The sequence below is a fragment of the Staphylococcus succinus genome, from assembly GCF_029024945.1.
GTDB classification, from domain to species: domain Bacteria; phylum Bacillota; class Bacilli; order Staphylococcales; family Staphylococcaceae; genus Staphylococcus; species Staphylococcus succinus.
This window is the reverse complement of the sequence record NZ_CP118976.1, coordinates 2,589,928-2,614,116: the sequence shown is the minus strand read 5'-3', so window position 1 is coordinate 2,614,116 and position 24,189 is coordinate 2,589,928. Positions and strand designations below refer to the sequence as shown.

Sequence of the window (24,189 nt, the reverse complement as noted above, 5' to 3'; positions counted from 1 at the left end):
ATATATTGCAAATGCAACAAAAGGAGTGTGTTGATGAAAGATATATTAAGAGATATTGGGGTTATTTCTAGAGCATTAGACTCTATAAGTAATATTGAATTTAAAGAAATAGATTTAGCTAAAGGACAGTTTGTTTATTTGGTTAGAATCTATGAAAATCCAGGCATCATACAAGAACAGTTAGTTGAAATGTTGAAAATTGATCGTGCCACAGCTTCAAGAGCGATTAGTAACTTAGAAAAAAACGGTTTAATTATTAAAAAGTCTGGTGAAAATAACAAAAAAAATAAACTACTGTTTGCCACAGACAAAGGAGAAACGTTATATCCATTCATTATAAGAGAAAATGAATATTCTAATGCAGTTGCGTTAAAAGATTTTTCTGAAGAAGAAATTAAAGCGCTAACGGATATGCTAAAAAGGGTTAAAGAGAATATTTCTAATGATTGGTCATACGTTAAAAAAGGAAACAAGAGAATTTATTAAAGAAGATAAATATCATGATCAAGTCATTAAGGGGGAAAAGTATGTACATACCAAACCATTATAAAGAAAATGATATACAAGAAATTAAAAGGTTTATGATGCAACACCAGTTTGTAACTGTCGTCTCTACAGATAATGGTAAGCCATTAGCAACACATGTGCCTATTAATATAACTGAGGACGAGGAATCTATTTATATTTCAGGCCATTTTGCAAAATCTAATACACAGTGGAAAACCATAGAGCAAGCAGATCAAATATTAGTCATATTCCAAGGTCCACATAGTTATATTTCCGCTACGTGGTATGAAGAAGAAGACGTCCCTACATGGAATTATCAAAGTGTTCATGTGTATGGTAGAGGCAAAATTTTAACCGAGCAAGCATTAAAGCATGATCTATCATTACTATTAGATAAATACGAGAAGCATCGTTATAATGGGATGACTTGGGGTAATATGTCAGAGAAGACACGAAAACAAATTCAAGGTATTGTTGGCTTTCAAATAAAAGTTTTAGAAATTAACGCTGCTTATAAATTAAGTCAAAAACGTAGTGACCAAGATAAAAGTAATATCATTGAGGCGCTGGAAAGTTCTGAAGATGACTTAAATAACAAGGTAGCTAAAGCAATGAAAAGATGTGTTTTGGATTAAATTATAGAAGATAAACTGCTTTATAATGTTTGTTAGCATATTACGATTCAACCTACTGGCAGGTATAGGGAAAGTGCAGTAAAATATGTAAAACAAGTGTAATTATAAAGGGGAGTCTAAAGTGAGTGTTATTTCTATTATATTAACAGTATTAGTGGCAATTGAATTCTTCTTTATTATGTATTTAGAGACCATTGCGACACATTCTAAAAGAACAAGCAAGGTGTTTAATATTAGTGAGGAAAAATTAAAAGATGAAAATGTTAACGTCTTATTAAAAAATCAAGGCGTATATAATGGTGTGATTGGATTATTATTGTTATATGGTGTTACCTTTGCGAGTCATCCTAAAGAGATGGTGGCTTTACTTTTAATTTATATTATAATAGTAGCAATTTATGGAGGCCTAACGAGTGATAAAAGTATTATGCTCAAACAAGGTGGTCTACCTATCATTACTTTATTGTCGTTATTAATTTAATGCACTTTGTATAGTACGTTATGATAATCGAACATAAATGCGAATCGTATTTTAGTAAAGGAGGATGAAAAAATGGATACATTAGATGCATATTTTAAATTATTTGATGAGGCAAGATATAGCGAAACGAGTTTTGATGCTTTGGTTGCATTATTTAGTGAAAATATAACATTTGTACTTAATGGCCATGCGTATCATGGTAAAGAGGCATGGGTTAACTTTGTGAAAAAAGTATTTGAAATGAATGAAGATTTAAAACATATGAGCAATGGCTGGTATCAAAAAGATGATGGCAGTTATGAAGCGAAATGGGCGATTTGTGGTAAAAGATATGCTACGGGTGTCTATACACAAGAAGGTATTGATATCGCTAAGCTAGATAAAGATAACAAAATCAGTTACTTAGAAAATAAACCATACGATGCGAACTTGTTTTCATCTATATAAGTTACGATGTAGCGATCACTTACATTTGAGTAGGTGATTTTTTTAATGTTATTTTAAATAATTATAAAATCAAGTACTATAAAATATCGCTGATGTGATAATATCTATCTAGTGCGTATTTTTCCAATAGTTACGTGCTTGTAAAGAAAGATAAGGTGATATAAGCAATATTTTAATTGTTAAGCCTATCACTCTATTAAGTATCTATTCTTACGCTGACAAGATGTGTGGTAAAAGTCTACGCAATAATAGTTATACCGAGCCGTATCATATATGTTAAATTATGCGCCAATATAGATTAGGAGGCGTTATACACCATGAGTACGAAGCAACATTCAGAAAATAAATTGATTTTAGCTATAGTATTAAGTATATTAACGTATTGGCTTTTTGCCCAATCGTTTATTAATATATCGACTCAAGTTCAACAAACATACCAAACTACAACTGGTATAGTTAACTTATCTGTGAGTCTTACATCTTTTGCAACAGGCCTATTTATGGTTGGTGCAGGAGACGTGTCAGATAAAATAGGTAAATTAAGAATGACTTATATAGGCATCATTTTAAGTATTATTGGATCATTGTTGATTATCATATCTAGTGTTACTGCATTATTAATCGTAGGTCGAATCTTTCAAGGTTTATCTGCAGCAATATTATTACCAGCAACCGTAGGGGTATTAAATGATCAATTTAAAGGAAAGGCGTTGCGCAGAGCTTTTAGTTATTTAATGATTGGCAGTGTGGGCGGCGTAGGGTTTGCGTCTGTCATAGGTGGTCTTATAGCGACGTATATCAATTGGCAAGCTAACTTTATAGTTTCAATCATTGTAGCCATCATCGCCTTTATCCTTTTATTAGGAACGAAAGAAGAAGCAAAGGAAATTATTGATAAAAGACCGTTTGATTATATGGGGATGTTCCTTTTTGCATTGCTCATAGGTAGTATCACTTTATTTGCGACGCAAGGATTTGAACAAGGTTGGCTTAGTTTATTTTCTATTTTATGTTTGCTTGTGTTCATCATAGCGACTGTTTCATTTATTATATATGAACGACATAAAAATGCGCCATTTATCGATTTTTCCTTATTTCAGCATCGAGGTTTTGTAGGTTCATCGATGAGTAATGCGGTATTAAATTCTGGTATGGGTACAATGACGGTATTTAATATATACGCACAAACAAAAGTGGGGCTAAATGCATTTCAAACAGGATTAGTAACCGTGCCGTATGTCATTATGGCTATATTAATGGTTCGTTTAGGAGAAAGGTTATCATTGCGTTATGGAGGGAAACCTATGTTACTGATGGGGCCACTATTTCCAGCAATAGGGATTATATTTATTAGTTTAACGATATTACCATCACATTGGTATGTAGCAGCTGCAGTATTTGGCTTTGTTATTTGTGCGATAGGAAATGGCTTATGTGCTACGCCAGGATTAACGATTGCGATATTGACCATACCTGATGAAAAAGTAGGACTTGCTTCAGGCATTTATAAAATGTTTGCAACACTTGGTAGTGCCTTTGGTATCGCACTTAGTACGACTGTTTTTGCGATATTACAAAGTTCATACAATATAAGCATTGCTGCAACATGCACATTTTTAATAATGATGAGTATTATGATCTTAGGCGTAATATTGACTCAAATAATTATCCCGAAAAACATAAAAGCATAGGCTCGAAATATATGAGCGCATTGCGTTAAATAGTAAACATGAATATAGAAAGCGTTTGGGAAGAAATCATAGCGATGATATCCTAGACGCTTTTTTTAAATATACAATTGTTTTAATGGCAAACATAAAATAAAGAACGCTATATTAATTTTATAAATAAGATTCTTATTTATTAACTTTTTTAAAATAAAAGTTTGGTACAATGTTATATAGAAGGAGGAATAAAATGAAATTAAAAAGAATAGTTGCATTAGTTTTGATAGGCGCATTCGCACTTGCTGGATGTGAAGATGGGGAAGAGAAAACACCTAAAAAAGAGGCACTGGATAAAAATAAGCATGAGCTTGTTTATTTTGAACAGCTAGCAAATGGTGATGAAGATTATCCTAGAGTTGAAATGGCATATAAGGATAATAATGGCAAAACACATACATATACGGCGGCAGGCGATAAAGTTTATGAACATATTTTAAAAGGCAAAAACAAATCTCCTTATGTCGTTAAAGATGGAAAGAAATACCATGTTTATAGAACACCCTATATGACATATGATAATAAAGAAATAGAAGGTGAAGTTAAAGACAAAGGCGAAGTAGATAGCCATGATTAAACGACTTAGTTTAATATTGATTATTTTAGTCTCTATGAGTATTTTACTTTCACCAATAACAGAAGCGATTGGAACAAGTAGTGGAGCGAGTACATCTTCTTCAAGTAGTGCTTCGAGTAGTACATCAGCTTCAGGTGCTAGAAGTAGTATGAATTCAAGTGCAGCACGTACAAGTGTGAGAGCAAGTATGAACAATGCTAGAAGTTTATCATCACAGCGAGCAAATTCCTTGTTGAGTAAATCAAGCTCACTTGCAAGGCCACATGCTATATATAGTGCGGGCGGTTCGTATCAAGAGCAACGTCGTGCTGCTATGTATTTTAATAATTCACTGTTTTACTGGATTGTTATGAATAATCATAGTATGAGCATGCATAAACAACAGCAAATATTGAAACAAAATATGCGTCCGAAAGAAAAGCTATATACGATTACAATAAAAGGTAAAGATAACAAAGACCATGTATTAGTAGTTACAAAAAAAGATTACGACACTATTCAAAAAGGCGCCCATGTAAAATATAAAAATGGAGAAATTGAAGTGATTTCGTAAATTATCGAAAAAGTAATTAATATGAACACGAATGAATTTATCATTTGTGTTCTTTTTTTCTGTAAAAATTATTGAATTATATAAAGAATAAATCTATTTGTTATGTTTTTGTAAAATTTTAAATTTTTGCATAATTTTCAAAAATAATGGTATATTACATGTAAGGGCTTACATTATTAAAAGGAGAGATAAAACCATAAAAATAACCTAGGTTGGATTATACAAAGATAGGAGATTACTGTATGAAAATTATTTCATTTTCTAATTTGAAAGATATCATTAATTCGGGTGATGTCATATCAATAGCAGCTTTATCATCTGGTAATTTACCAACTGAAATACTTAAAGCAATTGTTGACCAACACGATAACTTTAACACACCTCAAGACCTGACAATAATGCTAACGAATGATATTAGTGATTATCAGGGGGATAGTTATGATTTAGATTCTTTTGTGACGCGGGGCATGGTAAAGCGACTGATTACAAGTATTATTACTGCTGCCCCTGAAACGATTCGTGCTATGCGTAATAATGAAATTGAGGCATATTATTTACCACAAGGTGTTATTGCAACACATTATCGAAGTCAGACTGATGCTTCTCCAGGAACAATAACCAAGATCGGACTCAATACAAATGTAGACCCGAGATATTCTGGCGGCAAGGTCAATGCAAAGACCACCGAGGATTTAGTATCTTTAATTGAAATTGGAAATCAAGATTATTTGAAGTATCATTTTCCAGAAGTAGATGTGGCATTACTTAGAGGAACATATGCCGATACTCAAGGTAATATTTTTATGACCCATGAATCTCATCTGGGTGAAGGATATAGTGTAGCAGCCACCACGCATAAAAATAAAGGTAAGGTAATTGTGCAGGTTAAAGAAATTATTCAGAGCGGAAAATTTAATCCAAGTGAAGTATTTATTCCGGGAGAACTTGTAGATTATGTAGTAGTGAATGAAGATTCAAACTATCATAGACAGGCGATTCAATCTTATTATGATCCGGCACTTTCAGGACATTATCAAATTACTGAGATGCGAGAACCTTATCTAGATTTAAACACCCGTAAAGTTATTTTGAGGCGATCTGCTCAACTATTACTCGAAGGTGATGTGGTAAGTATTGGTTTTGGCATAAATAATGAATTATCCAATGTATTAATTGAGGAAGAGGCAGATCATTTGGTTCAACTCAATATTGATACTGGCGTATTCGGTGGCATTATCGGAAGTAGAGATTACTTTGGAATGAATTACAATTTAAGTGCCCGCATGAGACATGACCAGACGTGGGATTTTATATACAACAGTGGTCTTGATATTGCTTTTTTAAGCTTTGCAGAAGTCGACCAACATGGTAATGTGAATGTCTCTAAATTTGGAGATAAAATGAACGGTTGTGGAGGGTTTATTGATATTAGTCAAACGGTAAAAACAATAGTCTTTTCAGGTGCAATGGTTGTGGGGGGTCAACTTAATTACGACGATGATGGTGTGCATATAACAGCGCAAGGTCATGCCACTAAATTTGTTGAAACAGTGGGTAGCATGGACTTTAATACTGAATATGCCCAAGAGTTAGGGCAAGAAGTATATTTTGTCACTGAGCGCGCAGTGTTTGAATTAACAGAGCAAGGCTTAAAATTAATTGAAATTGCAGCTGGACTAGATTTAGAAAGAGATATTTTAGCAAATATGGATTTTAAACCGTTAATTTCCGAAGAACTTAAGGTTATGGACAAAGCTATTTATCTCCAGCAATGGGGAGGTTTGGCTCACGAGATTAGATCGGAGTATCGTCTATAAATAAGGGGGAGAAAATATGAACTATGACTGGATAAGAACTAGGGCAGATTTTGATGAAGTAAAAGCAGCAGTTATCGATCCGATGAAAGGTACAGAATGGTCGTATCAAGATATGAATGCACGCGCAGATAATCTAGCTAACTATTTACACAATCAAGGTATTGAACGTGGAGATGTAGTAGGTATATTTGCACCTAATGATGTTGCAATTCTAGATTTGTTGTTTGCTTCGTTCAAATTAGGTGCCGTATATTTACCAATAAATTGGAGACTAAAGCCACAAGAAATTGAAAGTGTCATTGATGATTCACAAGTCAAAATGATTTTCTATGCAGCGAAGCATCTATCAAGTTTGCAAGGTATCGCAGATGATTTGGTGCATATGGATATTGACTCACAAGAATATGATGCCATAGTAGACCCGAAACAGCATAGTCCCTTTAAAGCAGCAGATTTAGAGAGCGATGATTTAGCAGTATTAATGTATACCAGTGGCACAACAGGGTTACCCAAAGGTGTTATGTTTACGTACGACTCATTTGTTAATAATCCTATTAATTTAGTATTAACTTATAGAATAGATGCGGATTATAGAACAATTATCGCTACGCCCATGTTCCACGTGTTAGGGTTTAATGATTTAACCTTACCCTTATTGATGGCAGGTGGTACTGTGATTCTACAACGCTACTTCAATGGAGAGGCATTGAATAACTTGATGGAGGCATATCAACCCAACTATTTAATTTTAATACCAACAATGTATTATGCCATGCTTGTAGCAGATAATTTTAATCCTCATAATTTTGAAAATCTAGACTTTTTGATTCAAGGGGGATCAGCGCCATTGCCTGGCGTACAGAAAAAATTTAATGCCATGGGACACTCAATTATTAATGGATATGGTTTAACAGAAGCGCCACTTGTCATGGTCAACACACCAGAAAACGGCGTGAAAAAACCTGGTAGTATTGGTAAACCTGTAATGTTTATCGATATTCGAATATTCGATGAACATTATGAAGATGTTCAAGTTGGTGAAATTGGCGAATTAGCTGTGAGAGGTAAAAATGTAACGCCAGGATATTGGAACAAACCAGAAGAAACAGCCAAATCCTTTAAAGATGGATATTTCCTAACAGGTGATTTAGCTAAAATTGATGAAGATGGGGATGTATTTATTGTTGACCGTCGTAAAGAGCTTATTATTACTGGTGGTGAGAATGTGCTCCCATCTGAAGTTGAAGCAGTATTATCAGAACACCCATTGATTGCACAATGTGTCGTACTTGGTTATGAGAGTCCTAAATTTGGCGAATCTGTTTCCGCAGCAATCGTATTGACAGAAAATGATTCAGATTATGAACAAAAACTCGATGCTCATATGAGAGAGCGATTAGCAGGTTACAAAATTCCAAGAATGTATTTAAAAGTCACACACATGCCACTTAATTCAACATCTAAACCTGATAAATTAGAGTTAAAGCAAGTTATGAATAAAAAAGCGCATGATGAACATCAACAAGATGATGAACTAGTATAAATTCTCAAAAATGAAAAGACAGTTCAAATTTTTTTGCAAGAAAATGTAAGCGATATCAAATAGAGACGGAGGTTTTATTTATGTCAACAAAAGAAGAGCTTATTCAAGCACTATATCCAGAAGATATTTTAAGCGTTGCAAAGGATTTAACAGAAGGAGAAGTAAAGTTATTAAAACAGTTGAATGATTTACTAGAAGAAAAATACCGAGATTCTATTAATGAGCATTGGATTAACGCTACTGAGCCGGAAGATTATTTTGAAGAATTGGGTAAATTAAATTATTTTAATAATCCCTTACTGTTTGAAGGACGTGAAGATGCACGCACACCGAGTCAATTATTCCAATTCTTTATGTCTTATACGGTCGCTAAGTTTGATGTATCATTAGCAACGCTTTTAGGCGTGCATCAAGGGTTAGGGCATAATGCCTTCCTATTCGGAGGTAGCAAAGAACAAGTGGCTTACTATATTCCTAAGTTACAATCTCATGAATTAAGAACATGTTTTGCTTTAACTGAACCTGAACATGGCTCAGATGTTGCCGGAGGATTAGAAACAACTGCTAAAAAAGAAGGAGATAAATGGATTATCAATGGTGCTAAAAAATGGATTGGCGGCGCTAATGTAGCAGATGTTATTCCGGTATTTGCAGTAGATGTTGAAACAGGAAAGCCTAAAGGTTTTATTATTGAACCCAACCAAGAAGGTGTGGATATTGATGTCATTCAGCACAAAATTGCATTACGTATTGTGCCGAACACCAATATTAAATTGAATAATGTGGTGGTCACAGAAGATAAAAGACTACAGAATATTAATAGTTTTAAAGATATAGCAAAAGTCTTATACTCTACGCGTGCAGGTGTTGCATATATGGCTACAGGTGCAATGGCTGGAGCATTACGTGCAACAAAAGATTATGTCACTAAGCGTAAACAATTTGGTAAAGAAATTAGTAAATATCAATTAATCCAAGAAAAGCTAGCCATGATGCAAGGAAACTTAGCTCAGGCTATGGCAACATGTGCTCAACTCGCACGTATGCAGGCTAAAGGTGAATACGATGAAGTTGCAACATCTACTGCTAAAATGATGAACGCTTTAAGATTAAGGGAATCTGTAGCTATGGGACGTGGTATCACAGGTGGCAATGGTATATTAGCTGCTGAATATGATATCGCTAGATTTTTCTCAGATGCCGAAGCAGTATTCACTTATGAAGGCACACATGAAATTAATGCACTTGTGATTGGTAGATTCATCACTGGAGATTCTGCGTTTATCTAATCAGGTGAATATAAACAATAACTATAGAAATAATCAATTTGGAGGGTTTTATATGACGATAAGAAAAGCGACAGTGCTAGGCGCAGGAACGATGGGTAGTCAAATCGCCGCACTCCTTGTCAATGCAGGCTTGAAAGTGAAGTTGCTGGACATGGTGATAGATGATAATGAGCCTAATAAAATTTCGAAGAAAGCATATGAAATAATCACTAATCCGAAACGCCCACAATTATTCGATTTATCATTTGCATCAAATTTAACGTATGGAAACTTTAAAGATGACTTAAATTCACAAGATGATGCAGATATATATATTGAAGCGGTTAAAGAAGAAGTGAGTATTAAACATCAGATTTGGGATGAAGTGAAAGCTATAGCAAAAGATAAAGCGATCTTTGCAACTAATACATCAGGCATACCAATTGAAGCAATTGCAAACGTATTTAACGATAGCGATAAAGAGAGATTTTTCGGTATGCATTTCTTTAATCCACCGCGTATTATGAAATTGGTTGAAATTATTCCTAACGCAAAGACGTCCCCAGGAGTGTTAGAACGGGTTCAAGCGTTTGCGGAAGATGTTCTGGGTAAAGGTGTTATTGTCGCAAATGATGTTCCGGGGTTTGTAGCTAATCGCGTAGGGACCCAAACAATGAATGACATTATGTATAGAGGAGAGGCACAAGGTTTTTCTATTACAGAAATAGATGCTTTAACCGGACGTAGTATCGGCCGTCCGAAGATGGGCACCTATGGTTTGTCAGATTTAGTTGGATTAGACATTGCTACAGCAGTGATTAGTGGTTTACAACAAGTACCAGAAGAACAACATTTCTTCCATGATACAAAAATTGCTGAAATGTTAGTAGATCGTGGCGCCTTAGGTAATAAAACAAAACAAGGTTTTTATAAAAAAGAAAATAAAAAAAGGCTTGTGTTTGATCCTGGACAAGGTGATTATGTAAAACCACAACCACCACAACTTGAAATTTTAAATAAGTTTAGTAAAGATTTGGCATCAAATTTAGATATCATATTTAATGCACAAGATGACGCAGGGGTGTTTTTATGGGAGACGTTGAGAAATAATTTCTATTATTCTGCAATAAACGTTCCTAAAGCTGCTGTAGATTTTAAAGATATTGATCGCGCTCTAATTTGGGGCTTTAACTGGAAAAAAGGACCATTCCAATTATGGGATTTAATTGGTTTTGATCGTGTGAAAACACGTATGAAGCAAGAGTTAGGACAATTGCCAGAATGGATAGAACAGCGCAATAAACCATTCTATAATGAAGATGAAACGATTGAACGCATTACACCTGTGTCACAATATGTAGATAGTGAAATATGGGATAAATCAGATTCTAATTTGTCTGTAGCACATAAAGATCAGTTGTTATTAAAATTACAAAGTAAAAATAATGTGATTACTGGAGGATTTCTTGATGACTTATTAGAATCCATTAATAAGTTAGAAGATGAAGACTTTAGCAGTATGGTTATCTACGCAGAGGGAAATAACTTTAGTGTCGGTGCGAATTTGTACCAAATGAAAAAAGCACATGAAGAAAACCAAGTGGTATCAGAAGTAGGAGTAATGGTCGAAAAATTACATTATATTTTCGCTAGACTAAAACATGCATTGAAACCAGTTGTTACTGCTGTTCAAGGTAGAGCACTAGGCGGGGGCTGTGAATTAGTATTACACTCTCCATTTGTTGTAGCTGCAAGTGAATCATATATTGGTCTTGTAGAAACAGGTGTGGGTCTACTACCAGCTGGTGGCGGCCTTGCTGAATTGACGGATCGCGTATTACGCACAAATCATAAAAATGATGATAAACAAGCACAAGTAACAAAAATACTAATGAATGTAGGATTTGCTAAAGTATCAACGAATGCATACGAAGCAATCAGATATGGCTATTTGCGAGACACAGATACCGTGATATTAAATATGGAAAAACGGGTTGAAGTTGCTTTGGATCGCGCACGTTACGAAGCAGCAACAAACTATATTCCAACACCAAAATCACAGTATATTGCTTTAGGACGTGATTTTAAAGCATTAGCTGAAGGTCAGCTTGATGCTCAACGTCAAGGAAACTTTATCAGTGACTACGATTATGAAATTACGTTAAAAGTAGCGGAGGTGTTATCAGGTGGAGATATACCTCGAAACACATACGTCAACCAACGTTATTTACAAACACTTGAAAAAGAAAGATTCTTAGAACTTCTACAAAATAAAAAAACGTATGACAGAATTTCTCACATGTTAGAAAAAGGGAAGCCGCTACGTAATTAATCATAGAATTGTAAACAAGGAAGGATGAAGTGAAATGCGAGAAGCATATATAGTAGCTTATGGTCGCTCAGCAGCTGGTAAGGCGAAGTTAAATGGAGCAATGGCTCATGAAAGACCAGATGAGGTTGCCGCTAAAGTATTAAAAGGTGTATTGGAAAGAGTAGGGGGCACATTCGATTCAAGTATGGTAGAAGATGTTATCGTTGGAAATTCGTTTCCAGAAGGGTTACAAGGACAAAATATCGCAAGAGCAATAGCACTCTTAGCAGGAATGCCCAAAGAAGTGCCTGGTCAAACAGTGAATCGTTATTGTTCATCAGGTCTTCAAACTATTGCTCATGCAGCGAATCAAATCATTGCTGACCAAGCAGATGTACTTGTAGCAGGAGGCGTCGAATTGATGAGTGCAGTACCGATGGGAGGCAATGAACCAACGAATAGTCCTATTCTTCAAGATAAAGATTCAGGTGTCTCATATCCAATGGGCCTTACTGCTGAAATGGTGGCAGATACTTATAATGTATCTAGAGAAGATCAAGATGCCTATGCTGTACAAAGTCACCAACGCGCGAAAGAAGCGCAGTTAGCTGGTAAATTCACAGAGGAAATCATTCCCATTGATGTTAATAAAGTCTCTTATAATCAAAACGGGCCTGTAGTTAATAAAGCGGTATTTAAAGAAGATGAATTAATTCGTCCAGATACTACTACAGAAGCGTTAGCTCAATTGCCAACAGTGTTTAAGGCTGACGGCACAGTGACGGCAGGGTCTTCAGCCCCGTTGACAGATGGCGCTGGTTTTGTAGTAGTGATGTCTGGTGAAAAAATGAAAGCGCTAGGTGTAAAACCTATTGCACGCTTTGTTGGATTTAAAGCAGTAGGTGTCGATCCTAAATTAATGGGCATAGGACCGGCGTATGCTATTCCGGAAGTACTGAAAGATGCAGAGTTAAATATAGATGACATGGATCTTGTAGAACTAAATGAAGCCTTTGCTTCACAAACACTCGCTTCAATTAGAGAAACAGGCTTAGATATGGCTAAGACTAATGTCAATGGCGGTGCAATAGCTTTAGGTCATCCACTTGGAGCCACCGGCGCAATGCTCGTGGGTAGATTACTTTCAGAGATGAAGAAAAGACCAGGTTCCAAGTATGGTATGGTCACGATGTGTATTGGTGTCGGTATGGGTGCTGCAGGTATTTTTGAATATGTAGGGAACTAATATAGCGATATGTTAAGTTAACAACAACTCATAATTAGAAAACACCTTAAGGGATAGAGGGAAAACCCGTTCCTTTAAGGTGTTTTTTTATGATGCTTTTTAATTTAATCTAAATAATTGGGACGTAACGGAAAGTATCGCATTGCAGAAATATGATTAATAAACATCACGCAGGTAACGTTGATTTTTAATTAAGTCACTTAAATAGTGCTCAGCTTCGATTTCATCATAATTTCCGTGGTGGGTTAGTACATTTATTAAGGCGTTGTGTACGCCCTTAGCCATTTCATCTTTATCACCGCACAGATAAATGGTTGCACCTTGCGATAACCAACGATAAAACTCTGCGCCGTTTTCTTCTATACGATGCTGAACGTAAATTTTATTCTCAGTATCACGTGAAAAAGCTAAATCTAATTTACTGAGTACACCGTCATTGAGCCAAGCCTCTAAATCACTTTGATATAGGTAATCAGCATAGTAATTTTGATTTCCAAAGATTAACCATTGAGACCCTTTTAATCCTAATTGTGCTCTTTGTTGGAGATAGGCTCTATATGGCGCAATTCCTGTGCCAGCGCCTATCATAATAACCGGTGTCGATTCATCGTAGGGGAATTTGAAATGTGCATTTTTCTTGATGAAGACAGGAACCGTATCTCCAGTGTTCACGCGTTCAGCAAGTTGTACAGAGCAAACACCTAAACGTTCACGATGATGTGATTCATATCGAACTACTCGTACAGTAATATGAACGCTATGAGGATTGACTTGGTTACTGCTTGCAATAGAATATTCTCTAGGTGGTAGTTTTCTTAATAATTGGTTTAACATATTGGGTTCAAGTGATACTGGTGAAAAATCTTTAATTAAATCAATAAAGTCTCGGCCATCAATATAGCTTTGAACCCAATCACTTTTTTGTACATTTGCATTTAACATTGGGTTTCTAAATAACTCAGCAGCTTGATTTACCAATGAAGGTGTTAACTTTGAAATCTCAAAGTAGTGTGTTAATGCTGCTCTGACTGTCCAGGGTTGTGCGTCTTTTCCAATGTGAATAACCGTATCGGGTTGCCATCTTAGAGTTTCTAGCACATGCTCAACGAGAGCGGGGTGGTTTTCAGGAATGATAACTAAACTATCACCCGGCTCATAAGATTCGTTGTATCCCTCGAGTGATAATTCAAGATGTCTGACCTCTCTTGTGGCATTCGAATCTGTTAGTACAGCATTTACTAGGACTTCAGCGTGAAACGGATTGGCTTTAGAGTATGCCTCCTCATCAGACGTTTCAATCGTGACATGTGACTCCACTGAATCATCGATAGCAGAATGATTAGGAGCATTTTGAGAAAGTAAGTTCACCATATCTGTCATCCATTTTTCAGCGTCATCTTCATAATCGAAGTCACAATCTACTCTATCAGCTAAACGCTGTCCGCCAAGTTTACCCAGGATTTCATCAAATTCTTTACCTGCTTGGCAAAAGTCTGGGAAATCTTGGTCTCCAAGTGCTAACACCGAGAATTTCAAATGCGTTAACATAGGTGCTTGATCACTGTGTAGGAATTCGTGAAAATCTATAGCATTGATTGGAGGCTCTCCTACACCTTGAGTTGAACAGATAATGAACAGATAAGTTGTATTTGGTAGCTCATTTTGTGGAAAGTCATCCATATCCCACAAGTGAACATTGAAATGATGTGATTTTAAGGTTGCTTCGAATTGGTCTGCAATTTCTTCAGCATTGCCTGTTTCGGTTCCAAATAAAATGTTGATTTCTAACGGTTCATCAGAATGAGTACCCGATGCTTTGGCAGAGGTATCAGTTTCGCTAATATTTGAAGATGTAGGAGTGATTGTTGTATCTTGATCATCGGAATGAAGTAAATAACTACTTAACCAATGTTGTTGATTTGTCGTAAGCGTTGGTAAAAGTTGATTTATAAGACCCAATTGTGTTTGATCAAAAGGGGTGTTTTTTTCATTAAGTTCCAAAGCAGTCACCTCGTTTTATTTTTTCTTAAGAAAGATGGTGAAAATTTCATATCATTACTATTTGAAATTTATAAAAATTATAACATTATTGAATATGTTTATTAATTATTTGTGATTTATGTAATGTTTGAATGTATAGGCTATCTTTATAATTTTAATATAGAAAAACCCCAAATCGTTCTGAGTTAAAGAAGATTTGGGGTTCGTATATTTAGAAAGAAGATGATTATTTACAAGAAGGGCTCAACTTCTTATAAATTAATAATATTTAATGGCTAGAGTTATGTTTGTTGCTGAATTGCAATTTTTTGAAGTCATTCTAGAGTGACTTTTAAGGTTTAATAGCAAAAGCGCGTACCGGAAATCCAGGTGCATCTTTTGGTTTAGGGCTAATAGTGTAAATGATAGCACCTCGCGTTGGTAATAGGTCTAAATGAGTGAGTAATTCAACCTGAAACGTATCTTGACCTAATATATAGCGTTCACCAACAATATCACCGTTTTTAGCTACATCTATAGAAGCGTCTGTATCAAAGGTTTCATGACCTATGGCTTTAACCTGACGCTCTTCAAGGAGATATTGTAGGGCATCTAAACCCCAACCTGGTAAATGAAGGTTACCCTTGCTATCTCTATTTTCAAACTGTTCGATGTCAGGCCAACGTTTGGACCAATCGCTGCGCAAAGCAACAAAAGTACCAGATTCTATCTTGCCATGAGCTGCTTCCCATTGTTCAACATGTTTGCGCGTTAATATGAAATCAGCATCTTTAGCTACTTCTTGTGAAAAATTTAAAACAATAAGTGGTAGGGCAAGTTCTTTTAAATCGAGTTCATGTAAATACCGTTTATGTTCTACAAAGTGGATTGGGGCATCAATATGTGTACCATATTGACTGACAATATTCCAATTCTGTACATAAAATCCATCATCTGCTACGTTAAATAATGTCGAGACTTTCGCACGCTCAAATTCACTGAAGCATGGGATGGTTTCATCAAAAGTGTGGGTCAAATCAACCCACGTTGATGATTTTAATTGTTCTAATTGATTCCATAATGGATAACTCATGTCTATCACCTGAATTCAGTTATTATTGAACAGTTGCTGAGTTTGTCGTCTTACGTAATTTATCAACTGAATTGACTAATACAGTTAAGGCTTCTTTTACTTCGTCTTCTTTACGTGTTTTTAGACCACAGTCTGGGTTTACCCAGAAAAGAGAGCGGTCAATTTCTTGTAAAGCGCGGTTAATAGCTGCTGTAATTTCTTCTTCAGTCGGAATACGTGGACTGTGTATATCATAAACACCTAAACCGATACCTAAGTCATATGTGATATCTTCGAAGTCTTGGATTAAGTCACCGTGACTACGCGAAGTTTCAATGGAAATCACGTCTGCGTCTAAGTCATAGATAGCATGGATGATTTGTCCAAACTGAGAGTAACACATATGTGTATGAATTTGTGTTGCATCCGCCACTGAAGATGTAGCGAGCTTAAAGGAATGTACAGCTTTATCTAAATAGTCAGCATGATACTCTGAACGAAGTGGTAATCCTTCTCTTAATGCTGGTTCATCTACTTGAATAATTTGAATGCCAGCTTCTTCTAAAGCGAGCACTTCTTCATTGATTGCTAAGGCGATTTGATCTTGTACTTCTTCACGGAGTAAGTCTACGCGTTCAAATGACCAGTTTAAGATGGTTACTGGACCAGTTAACATACCTTTTACAGGTTTGTCTGTTAAACTTTGGGCATACAATGTTTCTTTAACTGTAAGTGGTTCAGTCCATTTAACATCTCCATAAATAATTGGCGGCTTAACGGCACGAGAGCCATATGATTGAACCCAACCAAACTTAGTCACTAAGAATCCTTGTAGTTTCTCACCAAAGAATTCTACCATGTCATTACGTTCGAACTCTCCGTGTACTAAGACGTCTAAGCCTATATCTTCTTGGATTTTAATCCAACGAGCAATCTCATTTTTTAAGAATGTTTTGTAATCTTCATCTGTAATACGGCTGTTCTTCCAATCTGCACGTTGTTTACGTACTTCTTGAGATTGTGGGAATGAACCAATCGTAGTTGTTGGTAAATCAGGTAAGTTTAAAAGTGCATCTTGTGCTTTTTTACGTTCAGCAAATACAGATTGTCTTGAAGTGCGGACACTATCGAAATCATATTCAAGGTTTTTGAATGATTGATTTTGGAAACGCTCATAACGGGCTTTAAGTTCATTGTATTTAGTATCATCATTTTCATTAAATAAACGTCTTAATGCATCTAATTCATCCAGTTTTTCAGTTGCGAAACTCAGACCTTCTGCAATAGATTCATCAAGTGATTCGTCATCTAATGAAACTGGTACGTGTAATAATGATGATGAAGGTTGGATGACAAGGTCATTTGTATTTTCTGATAATGTTTCAATAAGTGATTTTTTAGCTTCAATATCGGCTGCCCAAACATTACGTCCATCAATAATACCTGCATAAAGCGTTTTAGAGTTATCCAAATCTCCAGCTTTAATTTGTTCTAAGTTAAAGTTACGGTCATGAACAAAGTCTAGACCTAAACCTTTTACAGGTAAGCTGTTTAAGAATTTTAAATTAACGCGTTCAAAATAAGTTTGAATGACAAGATGTTCACCTAAACCAGCTTCAGCGAAATAGTCGTATACAGCTTTTGTGATATTTTCATAATCTGAACTATCATCTTCAACAAGTACAGGTTCATCAACTTGAATATATTCTGCACCAGCATCTACTAATGATTGCAATACTTCTTTATATAAAGGTAATAATGTATTTACTTTTTCTTCGAATGATTGGTTGCCACCTTTAGATAATTTCACAAACGTAACAGGGCCAACAATCACAGGATGTGCATTAACATTTAAAGATTTTGCATAGTTAAAACGTTCTAACAATACATTACGATTTAATTTTGGTTCTGCATTATCCCATTCTGGTACGATGTAGTGATAATTTGTGTTGAACCATTTTATTAAAGCACTTGCAACATGTTCTTTATTCCCTCTAGCGATATCAAACAATAAATCATCATCTATTTCTCTACCTTGGAAACGTTCAGGGATAATGTTAAATAGTAAAGAAGTATCAAGAATATGGTCATAAAGTGAGAAATCACCGACTGGGATACTTGATAAGTTATAGTTTTTTTGTAGCAATAAATTTTCTTTATGCAAATCTGTTAACTGTTGGTGTAAAGTGTCTAAATCTACTTTGTTTGACCAGTAACCTTCGATTGCTTTTTTCCATTCTCTTTTTCTACCTAATCTTGGGAATCCTAAGTTTGATGTTTTAATTGTCATAATATTGCCTCCTGTTTATTTGAAGTAATTTGTTTAGAGTATGATGCAAGTTCTAATGTGTATTCGACACTTTGGAATGGTGTGATTAAATACAAACCATTAAAATATTCGTGTACAGTGTCGATTAAGTCTTTTGAAAGTTCAAGGCTTAATGCTTTTGTTTTTGCTTTATCATTTTTAACAGCTTCGAATTGCTCTAAAATTTCATCTGATAATTTGATGCCAGGCACTTCGTTATGTAAAAACAGTGCATTTTTATAACTGGTTACTGGCATAATACCGATAAAAAATGGAGCATCTAAATGTTTCGTTGCTTCATAAACCTCTTTGATTTTTTCAGCACTATAGACTGGCTGCGTAATAAAATAGTTCATGCCACTTTCTAATTTCTTTTCTAATCGTCTGACTGCGCCATCTAATTTTTTTACATTAGGGTCGAAAGCACCTGCGATGTTGAAGTTTGTCTTTGTCTTCAGCGCATCACCATCAGTGTTGATTCCTTTATTGAAGCGTAGTGCAATTTCGGTTAACCCTTTGGAATTCACATCGTATACGTTAGATGCACCGGGTAAATGACCAATTTTAGAAGGATCACCAGTAATGGTTAGGATTTCATTGACTCCAAGTAGTGATAATCCTAATAAATGAGATTGTAATCCGATAAGGTTGCGATCTCGACACGTAATATGTACGAGAGGCTCTATAGCGTATTGCTGTTTAATGATGCTAGCTGCTGCAATATTACTGATTCTGACGGTTGCTAATGAATTGTCGGCTAACGTCACTGCATCAATATTAGCGTCATCAAGTTTTTTGATATTTCTGAAAAATTTGTCTGTGTCTAGGTGCTTCGGCGTGTCCAATTCCACAATAATTGTTGGATGCTGTTTGACTTTTGATGTTAAAGTTTGTTGTTGGGAAGTTGTATTGGAACGACTACTTTGTTTGGTAATGGGTATAACTTTCTTATTTGAAACGGGTTTTAAATCTTTTATAGACGATTTGATAAATTGAATGTGTTCAGGTGTAGTACCACAACAGCCGCCAATTAAGCGAACACCTTCGTTAATGAGTTGTTGTGCAACTTTGCCAAAGTAGGCAGCATTATCACTATATCTAAACTCACTATTTTCAATATCGAGTAAACTTGCATTAGGATAGCAAGAGAGATAAGCACCTTCAGGTAATTCAATATGTGAAAATGATTGCTGCATATGGTGTGGGCCATGATGACAATTTAACCCAATAATGTCAGCACCACTTGCTGCGACTTGCTTTAATGCAGTATTAATTTCTGATCCATCTCTGAGATAATTGGTATTTAAAGCTGTTAATTGTGCAATGATAGGGATATCATATTTGCGTCTTGTTGCTTTAATAATATTAGTAAGTTCTTCTAAGTCATAATAGGTTTCGAACAGTAGACCATCAACACCAGCTTCTACTAAAGTATCAACTTGTATTTCAGTGTGGTATTGTATTGCAGATAAGCCTAAGTCTTCTTGTTTAATTCCTCTAAAGCCACCTACAGTGCCGAGTATAAATGTATCGTTATTTGCAGCTTGTTTAGCAATTTGAACGGCAGCTTGGTGGATATCTTTGACTTTATGTTCTAACCCAAACACTTTTAATTTTTCAAAATTTGCACCATACGTATTGGTCTGAATGATATCAGCACCAGCTTCAATATAAGATTGGTGAATGCGTTGAACTTTGTCAGGATGTGTCAGGTTGTATGCTTCTGGACAAGTATCTAAACCTTCAGAATAGAGGATGGTCCCAATAGCACCGTCAGCGACGAGTATGTTGTTCTTCAGTTTGTTGAGTAGTTGACTCATTGAAAGCCTCCTTTAATGCATAATTTATATCTGCAATTAATTCTTCAGGTTGTTCTAGGCCAACGCTAAGTCTGAATAAACCGAACGTAATATTACGTGTTTCTCTTACTGCCTTAGGTACTGCGGCATGAGACATTGTAGCTGGATGAGAAAGTATCGTCTCTACTCCTCCAAGACTTACGGATACAAGCGGAAGAGATAACGCATCTACAAATGCTTGTGCTTTTGTTTCATCTTTTAATCTGAAACCTAAAACTGCACCACCATGACGTGCTTGAGATAAGTGTAACTTATCATTACCTGGGTAATATACTTCAGCAATTTCTTCGCGTTGAGATAAAAAGGTATAAAGTTTTTGCGCATTTTCAACAGATTGATTAAATCTAACAGGTAAAGTTTTTAAATGTTTTGCTAATGTCCAACTATCTTGGGCTGATAATGCAGTACCTGTCCCGTTTTGTAATAAGTAAAGTGCGTTTGCAACTGTTTCATTGTTTGTAATAGCTACACCAGCAATAATATCGCTGTGGCCACCTAAGAACTTCGTTGCACTATGTACAACAATATCTGCACCAAGCGCTAGGGGTGACTGTCCCAGTGGTGTCATAAATGTATTATCAACGGCTACTAAAAGTTTATGTTGTTTGGCAATGTTTGCCACACCTTTAATATCTGTGATTTTAAACAGTGGGTTAGAAGGTGTTTCAACATAAATTAATTTAGTGTTCTTTTGGATGGCTTGCTCGATTTCATTTAATTCTGTTGTATCTACTGTCGTAAATTGAATGTTAAAGCGTGTTAAAATTTGCTCAGTTAACCTGAAAGTACCGCCATACACATCATCGGGTAAGATAACATGATCTCCAGCATTTAAAGTAAGTAATACTGCTGAAATGGCTGCAATACCTGAAGCATAAGCGAAAGCATAATCTGCATCTTCAAGTTTGGCTAATTTCTCTTCTAGTAATGCACGGTTCGGATTACCACTTCTAGCGTAATCATATGCAGCATCGCCACCTAAAACTTTTTGGTGGAATGTAGAAGAATCGTACAAAGGAGGATTGGCTGAATCATAATCTTTCCCTCTGTGTGCATCAAATATCAATTCTGTTTCTTTGGATAAACTCATGAAATCACTCCTTCTTTAGATTTTTCTAATGCTTGAATAATATCTTTTTCAATATCTTCATAGTTTTCTATACCAATGGATAATCTAAGTAAATGTTCGTCGATACCACGTTTGTCTTTTTCTTCATCCGGCATATCAACATGTGTTTGTGTATAAGGGAAGGTGATAAATGTTTCAGTGCCACCAAGACTTTCAGCGAAAATGCAGACGTCTAAGTTTTCTAAAAAGCGATTAGCTTTATAAGATTTGTTTAGGCGTAAGCTTAGCATGCCAGTACGTCCGCTATATAGGACTTGATCAATAGCCTCTAAATGCTTACATCGCTCTGCTAATAATTTGGCATTATATTCTGAACGATCCATTCTAAGGTGTAATGTCTTTAATCCACGTTGTAATAAGTAGCTATCGAAAGGCGATAGTGTAGCACCAATCATGTTGTGTAAGTCTGCAAATTGTGTTGCTAAAGATTCGTCTTTAACTGTTACAACACCTGCCAATACATCGTTGTGGCCGCCGATGTATTTAGTAGCTGAATGTAAAACGATGTCAGCGCCTTCTTCTAGTGGTGTTGAAAGATAAGGTGTTAAGAATGTGTTGTCTATTATGGTTAATAAGTTGTATTCCTTACTTAAGATGTAGTATGGATCTACATCGACTTCAATCATTTGTGGGTTTGAAATAGGTTCGATAAACAATGCTTTTGTATGCTCTGAAACACTTTGTTTTACTTCTTCATAATTTAGGAAGTCTACATACTTAAATTGGATGCCGTATTGTTGCTCATAGAAATCAAAGAGTCTAAATGTGCCGCCGTATAAATCGAAAGACACTAATATTTCATCACCTGATTTAAACAAGTTACAAATAAGTTGAATGGCTGCCATGCCACTAGCAGTTGCAAAAGATGCGACCCCACGTTCTAATTTTGCAAATGATTCTTCAAATGCTGAGCGTGTAGGATTTTTAGTTCTTGTATAATCATAGCCTGTTGATTCACCTAAATGAGGGTGTTGGTATGCTGTTGATAAATAAATTGGATTCGCAATCGCTCCGGTATGATCTTGTGATAAAGCAATTTGTGCTAGTTCAGTATTTTTCATAATAGATAACCTCCTTGTTAAAAATAAAAAAGCTTCCGTCCTTTAAACCCGAATATATCGGATGTAAAGGACGAAAGCTTAGCTCGCGGTACCACCTTTGTTTGTTACGTTATCACTAAAGTAACCTTACCCAGTACGCCAAAATGTTAACTTTATAACGTAAACTGAATCATGTCATCGCAGCCTCGTTAAAAATAAAACTCATCTTAAAGTGAAATAAAATGAGTATTAACGAAGTATACGACGCGTGGATAAATCCAGTACGCCATTGAACAAAATGTTAATACTGTATCGCTATAACGGGCGATCCCGTTGATACCTCATATTGGCATCAACACTCAAAGGCCATTTTCGAACTTTCTTTCCGCGTCTTCTTTCAGCGTATCAAAGACTCTCTGTGTCAGCAGTGTAAGTTTTACTTTCCTTATTACTGTGTTTCGTATTTGCAATTTCTTAATTTGATATACCTAAGATTACACACTAGAATTTAGTTTGTCAATAACTTTTCTGAAAATTTAGATTTAACTAATTATTTGGTGTTTGTATTATCTGTCACAGCAAGGATGATATAATAAAATCATAAAAATTAATTTGCAAATCTATAATGAATACTGGAAGTAGGTGTCTAAAATCACAAATTCTGAAGATCAAAGATTACAATTAGAACCAAATGCACAAGTCCAAAATATTAAAGTGAATTTAATAAAAGCCAATCCTTACCAACCACGTAAAACGTTTGATGAAGCACGTTTGGAAGATTTAGCGGGTTCGATTAGAGTCCATGGTATTCTCCAACCTATTGTTCTGAGAAAAACAATTAATGGTTATACCATTGTCGTGGGTGAGAGAAGGTTTCGCGCTGCTCAAATTGCAGGATTAAAAGCAATACCTGCAATTATAAAATCATTAACAGACGAAGATATGATGGAATTAGCAATTATTGAAAATTTGCAAAGAGAAGATTTAAATGCAATAGAAGAAGCAGAAAGTTATCGTAAACTTATGGATGATTTAAATCTAACACAACAAGAAGTGGCCCAGCGTTTGAGTAAATCAAGACCTTATATTGCGAATATGCTTCGCTTATTACATTTACCGAAAGATGTGGCAGATCTGGTTAAAGCAGGCACTATATCAGGGGCGCACGGAAGGACATTATTAACTGTAAAAGATACGCAAAAGATGCGTGACATTGCAAAGCAAACCGTCAAAGAATCTTGGAGTGTACGATACTTAGAAGCATACGTAAATGAACAATTTGGAAATAAAGTTAAAAAGACTAATCCAACTGAACCTAAAATGAAACCTAAAATGATTCAACAGCAAGAGCGTCAATTAAAAGAGCAATATGGAACAAATATATCCATCACTACAAATAATAAAAAGGGACAGATTACATTTGAATTCAAGTCTGAAGCTGAATTTAAGAGGCTAATACATCAGTTAAATGATAAGTATAATAAATAATATCGACACGCGTTAAGTACCTTGCAATTTTATTATTGCAGGGTCTTATTGATTGCATATCAGGGCGATAGGGGTTCATTTACCTTTGGAATGAAGTTCTGTTCATGATTATAAAAATTCGAATTATTCTACATAATTTAAGTTGTGTAGGAAAAAATATTACAATTTTGAGAAAACGTATTGTGATGATTTTGTGAAATTAAG

The 24,189-nt window shown here is 35.4% G+C and carries 19 protein-coding genes and 1 other annotated feature; of the genes, 13 read left to right on the top strand and 6 right to left on the bottom strand.

The genetic code is table 11. The features are described 5' to 3' along the window. Positions 1-33 precede the first annotated feature (33 nt). From PYW31_RS12555 to PYW31_RS12500, 12 genes are all read left to right on the top strand, one after another. Positions 34-486, top strand: coding sequence for a MarR family winged helix-turn-helix transcriptional regulator (locus PYW31_RS12555; protein WP_046836979.1), 453 nt, complete (start codon positions 34-36; stop codon positions 484-486). Positions 487-527: 41 nt separating this feature from the next. Further along, positions 528-1,142: an FMN-binding negative transcriptional regulator gene (locus PYW31_RS12550; protein ID WP_046836978.1), complete on the top strand. Its 615-nt coding sequence runs from the start codon at positions 528-530 to the stop codon at positions 1,140-1,142. A 121-nt stretch (positions 1,143-1,263) separates the two neighbouring features. Then, positions 1,264-1,623 (top strand): DUF1304 domain-containing protein, encoded by a 360-nt coding sequence (locus PYW31_RS12545; RefSeq protein ID WP_046836977.1) that lies wholly within the window; start codon positions 1,264-1,266, stop codon positions 1,621-1,623. A gap of 72 nt (positions 1,624-1,695) precedes the next feature. After that, complete coding sequence (locus PYW31_RS12540) at positions 1,696-2,070, top strand: nuclear transport factor 2 family protein (RefSeq protein WP_046836976.1); 375 nt, start codon at positions 1,696-1,698, stop codon at positions 2,068-2,070. Between the two features lie 317 nt (positions 2,071-2,387). Further along, positions 2,388-3,761 carry an MFS transporter gene (locus PYW31_RS12535; RefSeq protein WP_046836975.1) on the top strand — a complete coding sequence of 458 codons (1,374 nt, stop codon included), beginning with the start codon at positions 2,388-2,390 and terminating at the stop codon, positions 3,759-3,761. Between the two features lie 226 nt (positions 3,762-3,987). Then, positions 3,988-4,371, top strand: a complete 384-nt coding sequence (locus PYW31_RS12530; protein WP_046836974.1) for a hypothetical protein — start codon at positions 3,988-3,990, stop codon at positions 4,369-4,371. Next, complete coding sequence (locus PYW31_RS12525; protein ID WP_046836973.1) at positions 4,364-4,924, top strand: hypothetical protein; 561 nt, start codon at positions 4,364-4,366, stop codon at positions 4,922-4,924. The genes PYW31_RS12530 and PYW31_RS12525 overlap by 8 nt, the downstream gene beginning before the upstream one ends. Positions 4,925-5,166: 242 nt before the next feature. Next, positions 5,167-6,741: a fatty acid degradation protein FadX gene (fadX, locus tag PYW31_RS12520; RefSeq protein WP_046836972.1), complete on the top strand. Its 1,575-nt coding sequence runs from the start codon at positions 5,167-5,169 to the stop codon at positions 6,739-6,741. Positions 6,742-6,757: 16 nt separating this feature from the next. Beyond that, positions 6,758-8,284 (top strand): long-chain-fatty-acid--CoA ligase FadD, encoded by a 1,527-nt coding sequence (gene fadD / locus PYW31_RS12515; RefSeq protein ID WP_046836971.1) that lies wholly within the window; start codon positions 6,758-6,760, stop codon positions 8,282-8,284. An 80-nt stretch (positions 8,285-8,364) separates the two neighbouring features. Then, a complete protein-coding gene (fadE, locus tag PYW31_RS12510; RefSeq protein ID WP_046836970.1) occupies positions 8,365-9,573 on the top strand; it encodes an acyl-CoA dehydrogenase FadE in 1,209 nt (402 codons plus the stop codon). Between the two features lie 52 nt (positions 9,574-9,625). Beyond that, positions 9,626-11,884, top strand: coding sequence for a 3-hydroxyacyl-CoA dehydrogenase/crotonase FadB (fadB, locus tag PYW31_RS12505; RefSeq protein ID WP_046836969.1), 2,259 nt, complete (start codon positions 9,626-9,628; stop codon positions 11,882-11,884). Positions 11,885-11,918: 34 nt separating this feature from the next. Continuing rightward, entirely contained in the window at positions 11,919-13,109 is a 1,191-nt protein-coding gene (locus PYW31_RS12500; RefSeq protein WP_046836968.1) for a thiolase family protein, read from the top strand. 156 nt (positions 13,110-13,265) lie between these two features. On the opposite strand, the gene PYW31_RS12495 is transcribed toward PYW31_RS12500, so the two are convergent. The 6 genes from PYW31_RS12495 to PYW31_RS12470 form a co-directional block, all read right to left on the bottom strand. Continuing rightward, complete coding sequence (locus PYW31_RS12495; protein ID WP_327083365.1) at positions 13,266-15,119, bottom strand: assimilatory sulfite reductase (NADPH) flavoprotein subunit; 1,854 nt, start codon at positions 15,117-15,119, stop codon at positions 13,266-13,268. A gap of 322 nt (positions 15,120-15,441) precedes the next feature. Continuing rightward, the gene (locus PYW31_RS12490; RefSeq protein WP_046836966.1) at positions 15,442-16,182 is read right to left on the bottom strand and encodes a cyclase family protein; all 741 of its coding nucleotides are present in this window, start codon (positions 16,180-16,182) and stop codon (positions 15,442-15,444) included. A 22-nt stretch (positions 16,183-16,204) separates the two neighbouring features. Further along, complete coding sequence (gene metE / locus PYW31_RS12485; protein ID WP_103356902.1) at positions 16,205-18,454, bottom strand: 5-methyltetrahydropteroyltriglutamate--homocysteine S-methyltransferase; 2,250 nt, start codon at positions 18,452-18,454, stop codon at positions 16,205-16,207. Beyond that, positions 18,448-20,289: a bifunctional homocysteine S-methyltransferase/methylenetetrahydrofolate reductase gene (locus PYW31_RS12480; RefSeq protein WP_046836964.1), complete on the bottom strand. Its 1,842-nt coding sequence runs from the start codon at positions 20,287-20,289 to the stop codon at positions 18,448-18,450. Before PYW31_RS12480 ends, metE begins: the two co-directional genes overlap by 7 nt. Beyond that, the gene (gene metC / locus PYW31_RS12475; RefSeq protein ID WP_046836963.1) at positions 20,243-21,418 is read right to left on the bottom strand and encodes a cystathionine beta-lyase MetC; all 1,176 of its coding nucleotides are present in this window, start codon (positions 21,416-21,418) and stop codon (positions 20,243-20,245) included. Before metC ends, PYW31_RS12480 begins: the two co-directional genes overlap by 47 nt. Then, a complete protein-coding gene (locus PYW31_RS12470; protein ID WP_046836962.1) occupies positions 21,415-22,518 on the bottom strand; it encodes a PLP-dependent transferase in 1,104 nt (367 codons plus the stop codon). The genes metC and PYW31_RS12470 overlap by 4 nt, the downstream gene beginning before the upstream one ends. Before the next feature lie 63 nt (positions 22,519-22,581). After that, positions 22,582-22,958: a binding site (T-box leader), on the bottom strand. Positions 22,959-23,148: 190 nt separating this feature from the next. Here PYW31_RS12470 and PYW31_RS12465 point away from each other — a divergent pair. After that, a complete protein-coding gene (locus PYW31_RS12465; RefSeq protein WP_046837033.1) occupies positions 23,149-23,985 on the top strand; it encodes a ParB/RepB/Spo0J family partition protein in 837 nt (278 codons plus the stop codon). Positions 23,986-24,189 lie beyond the last annotated feature (204 nt).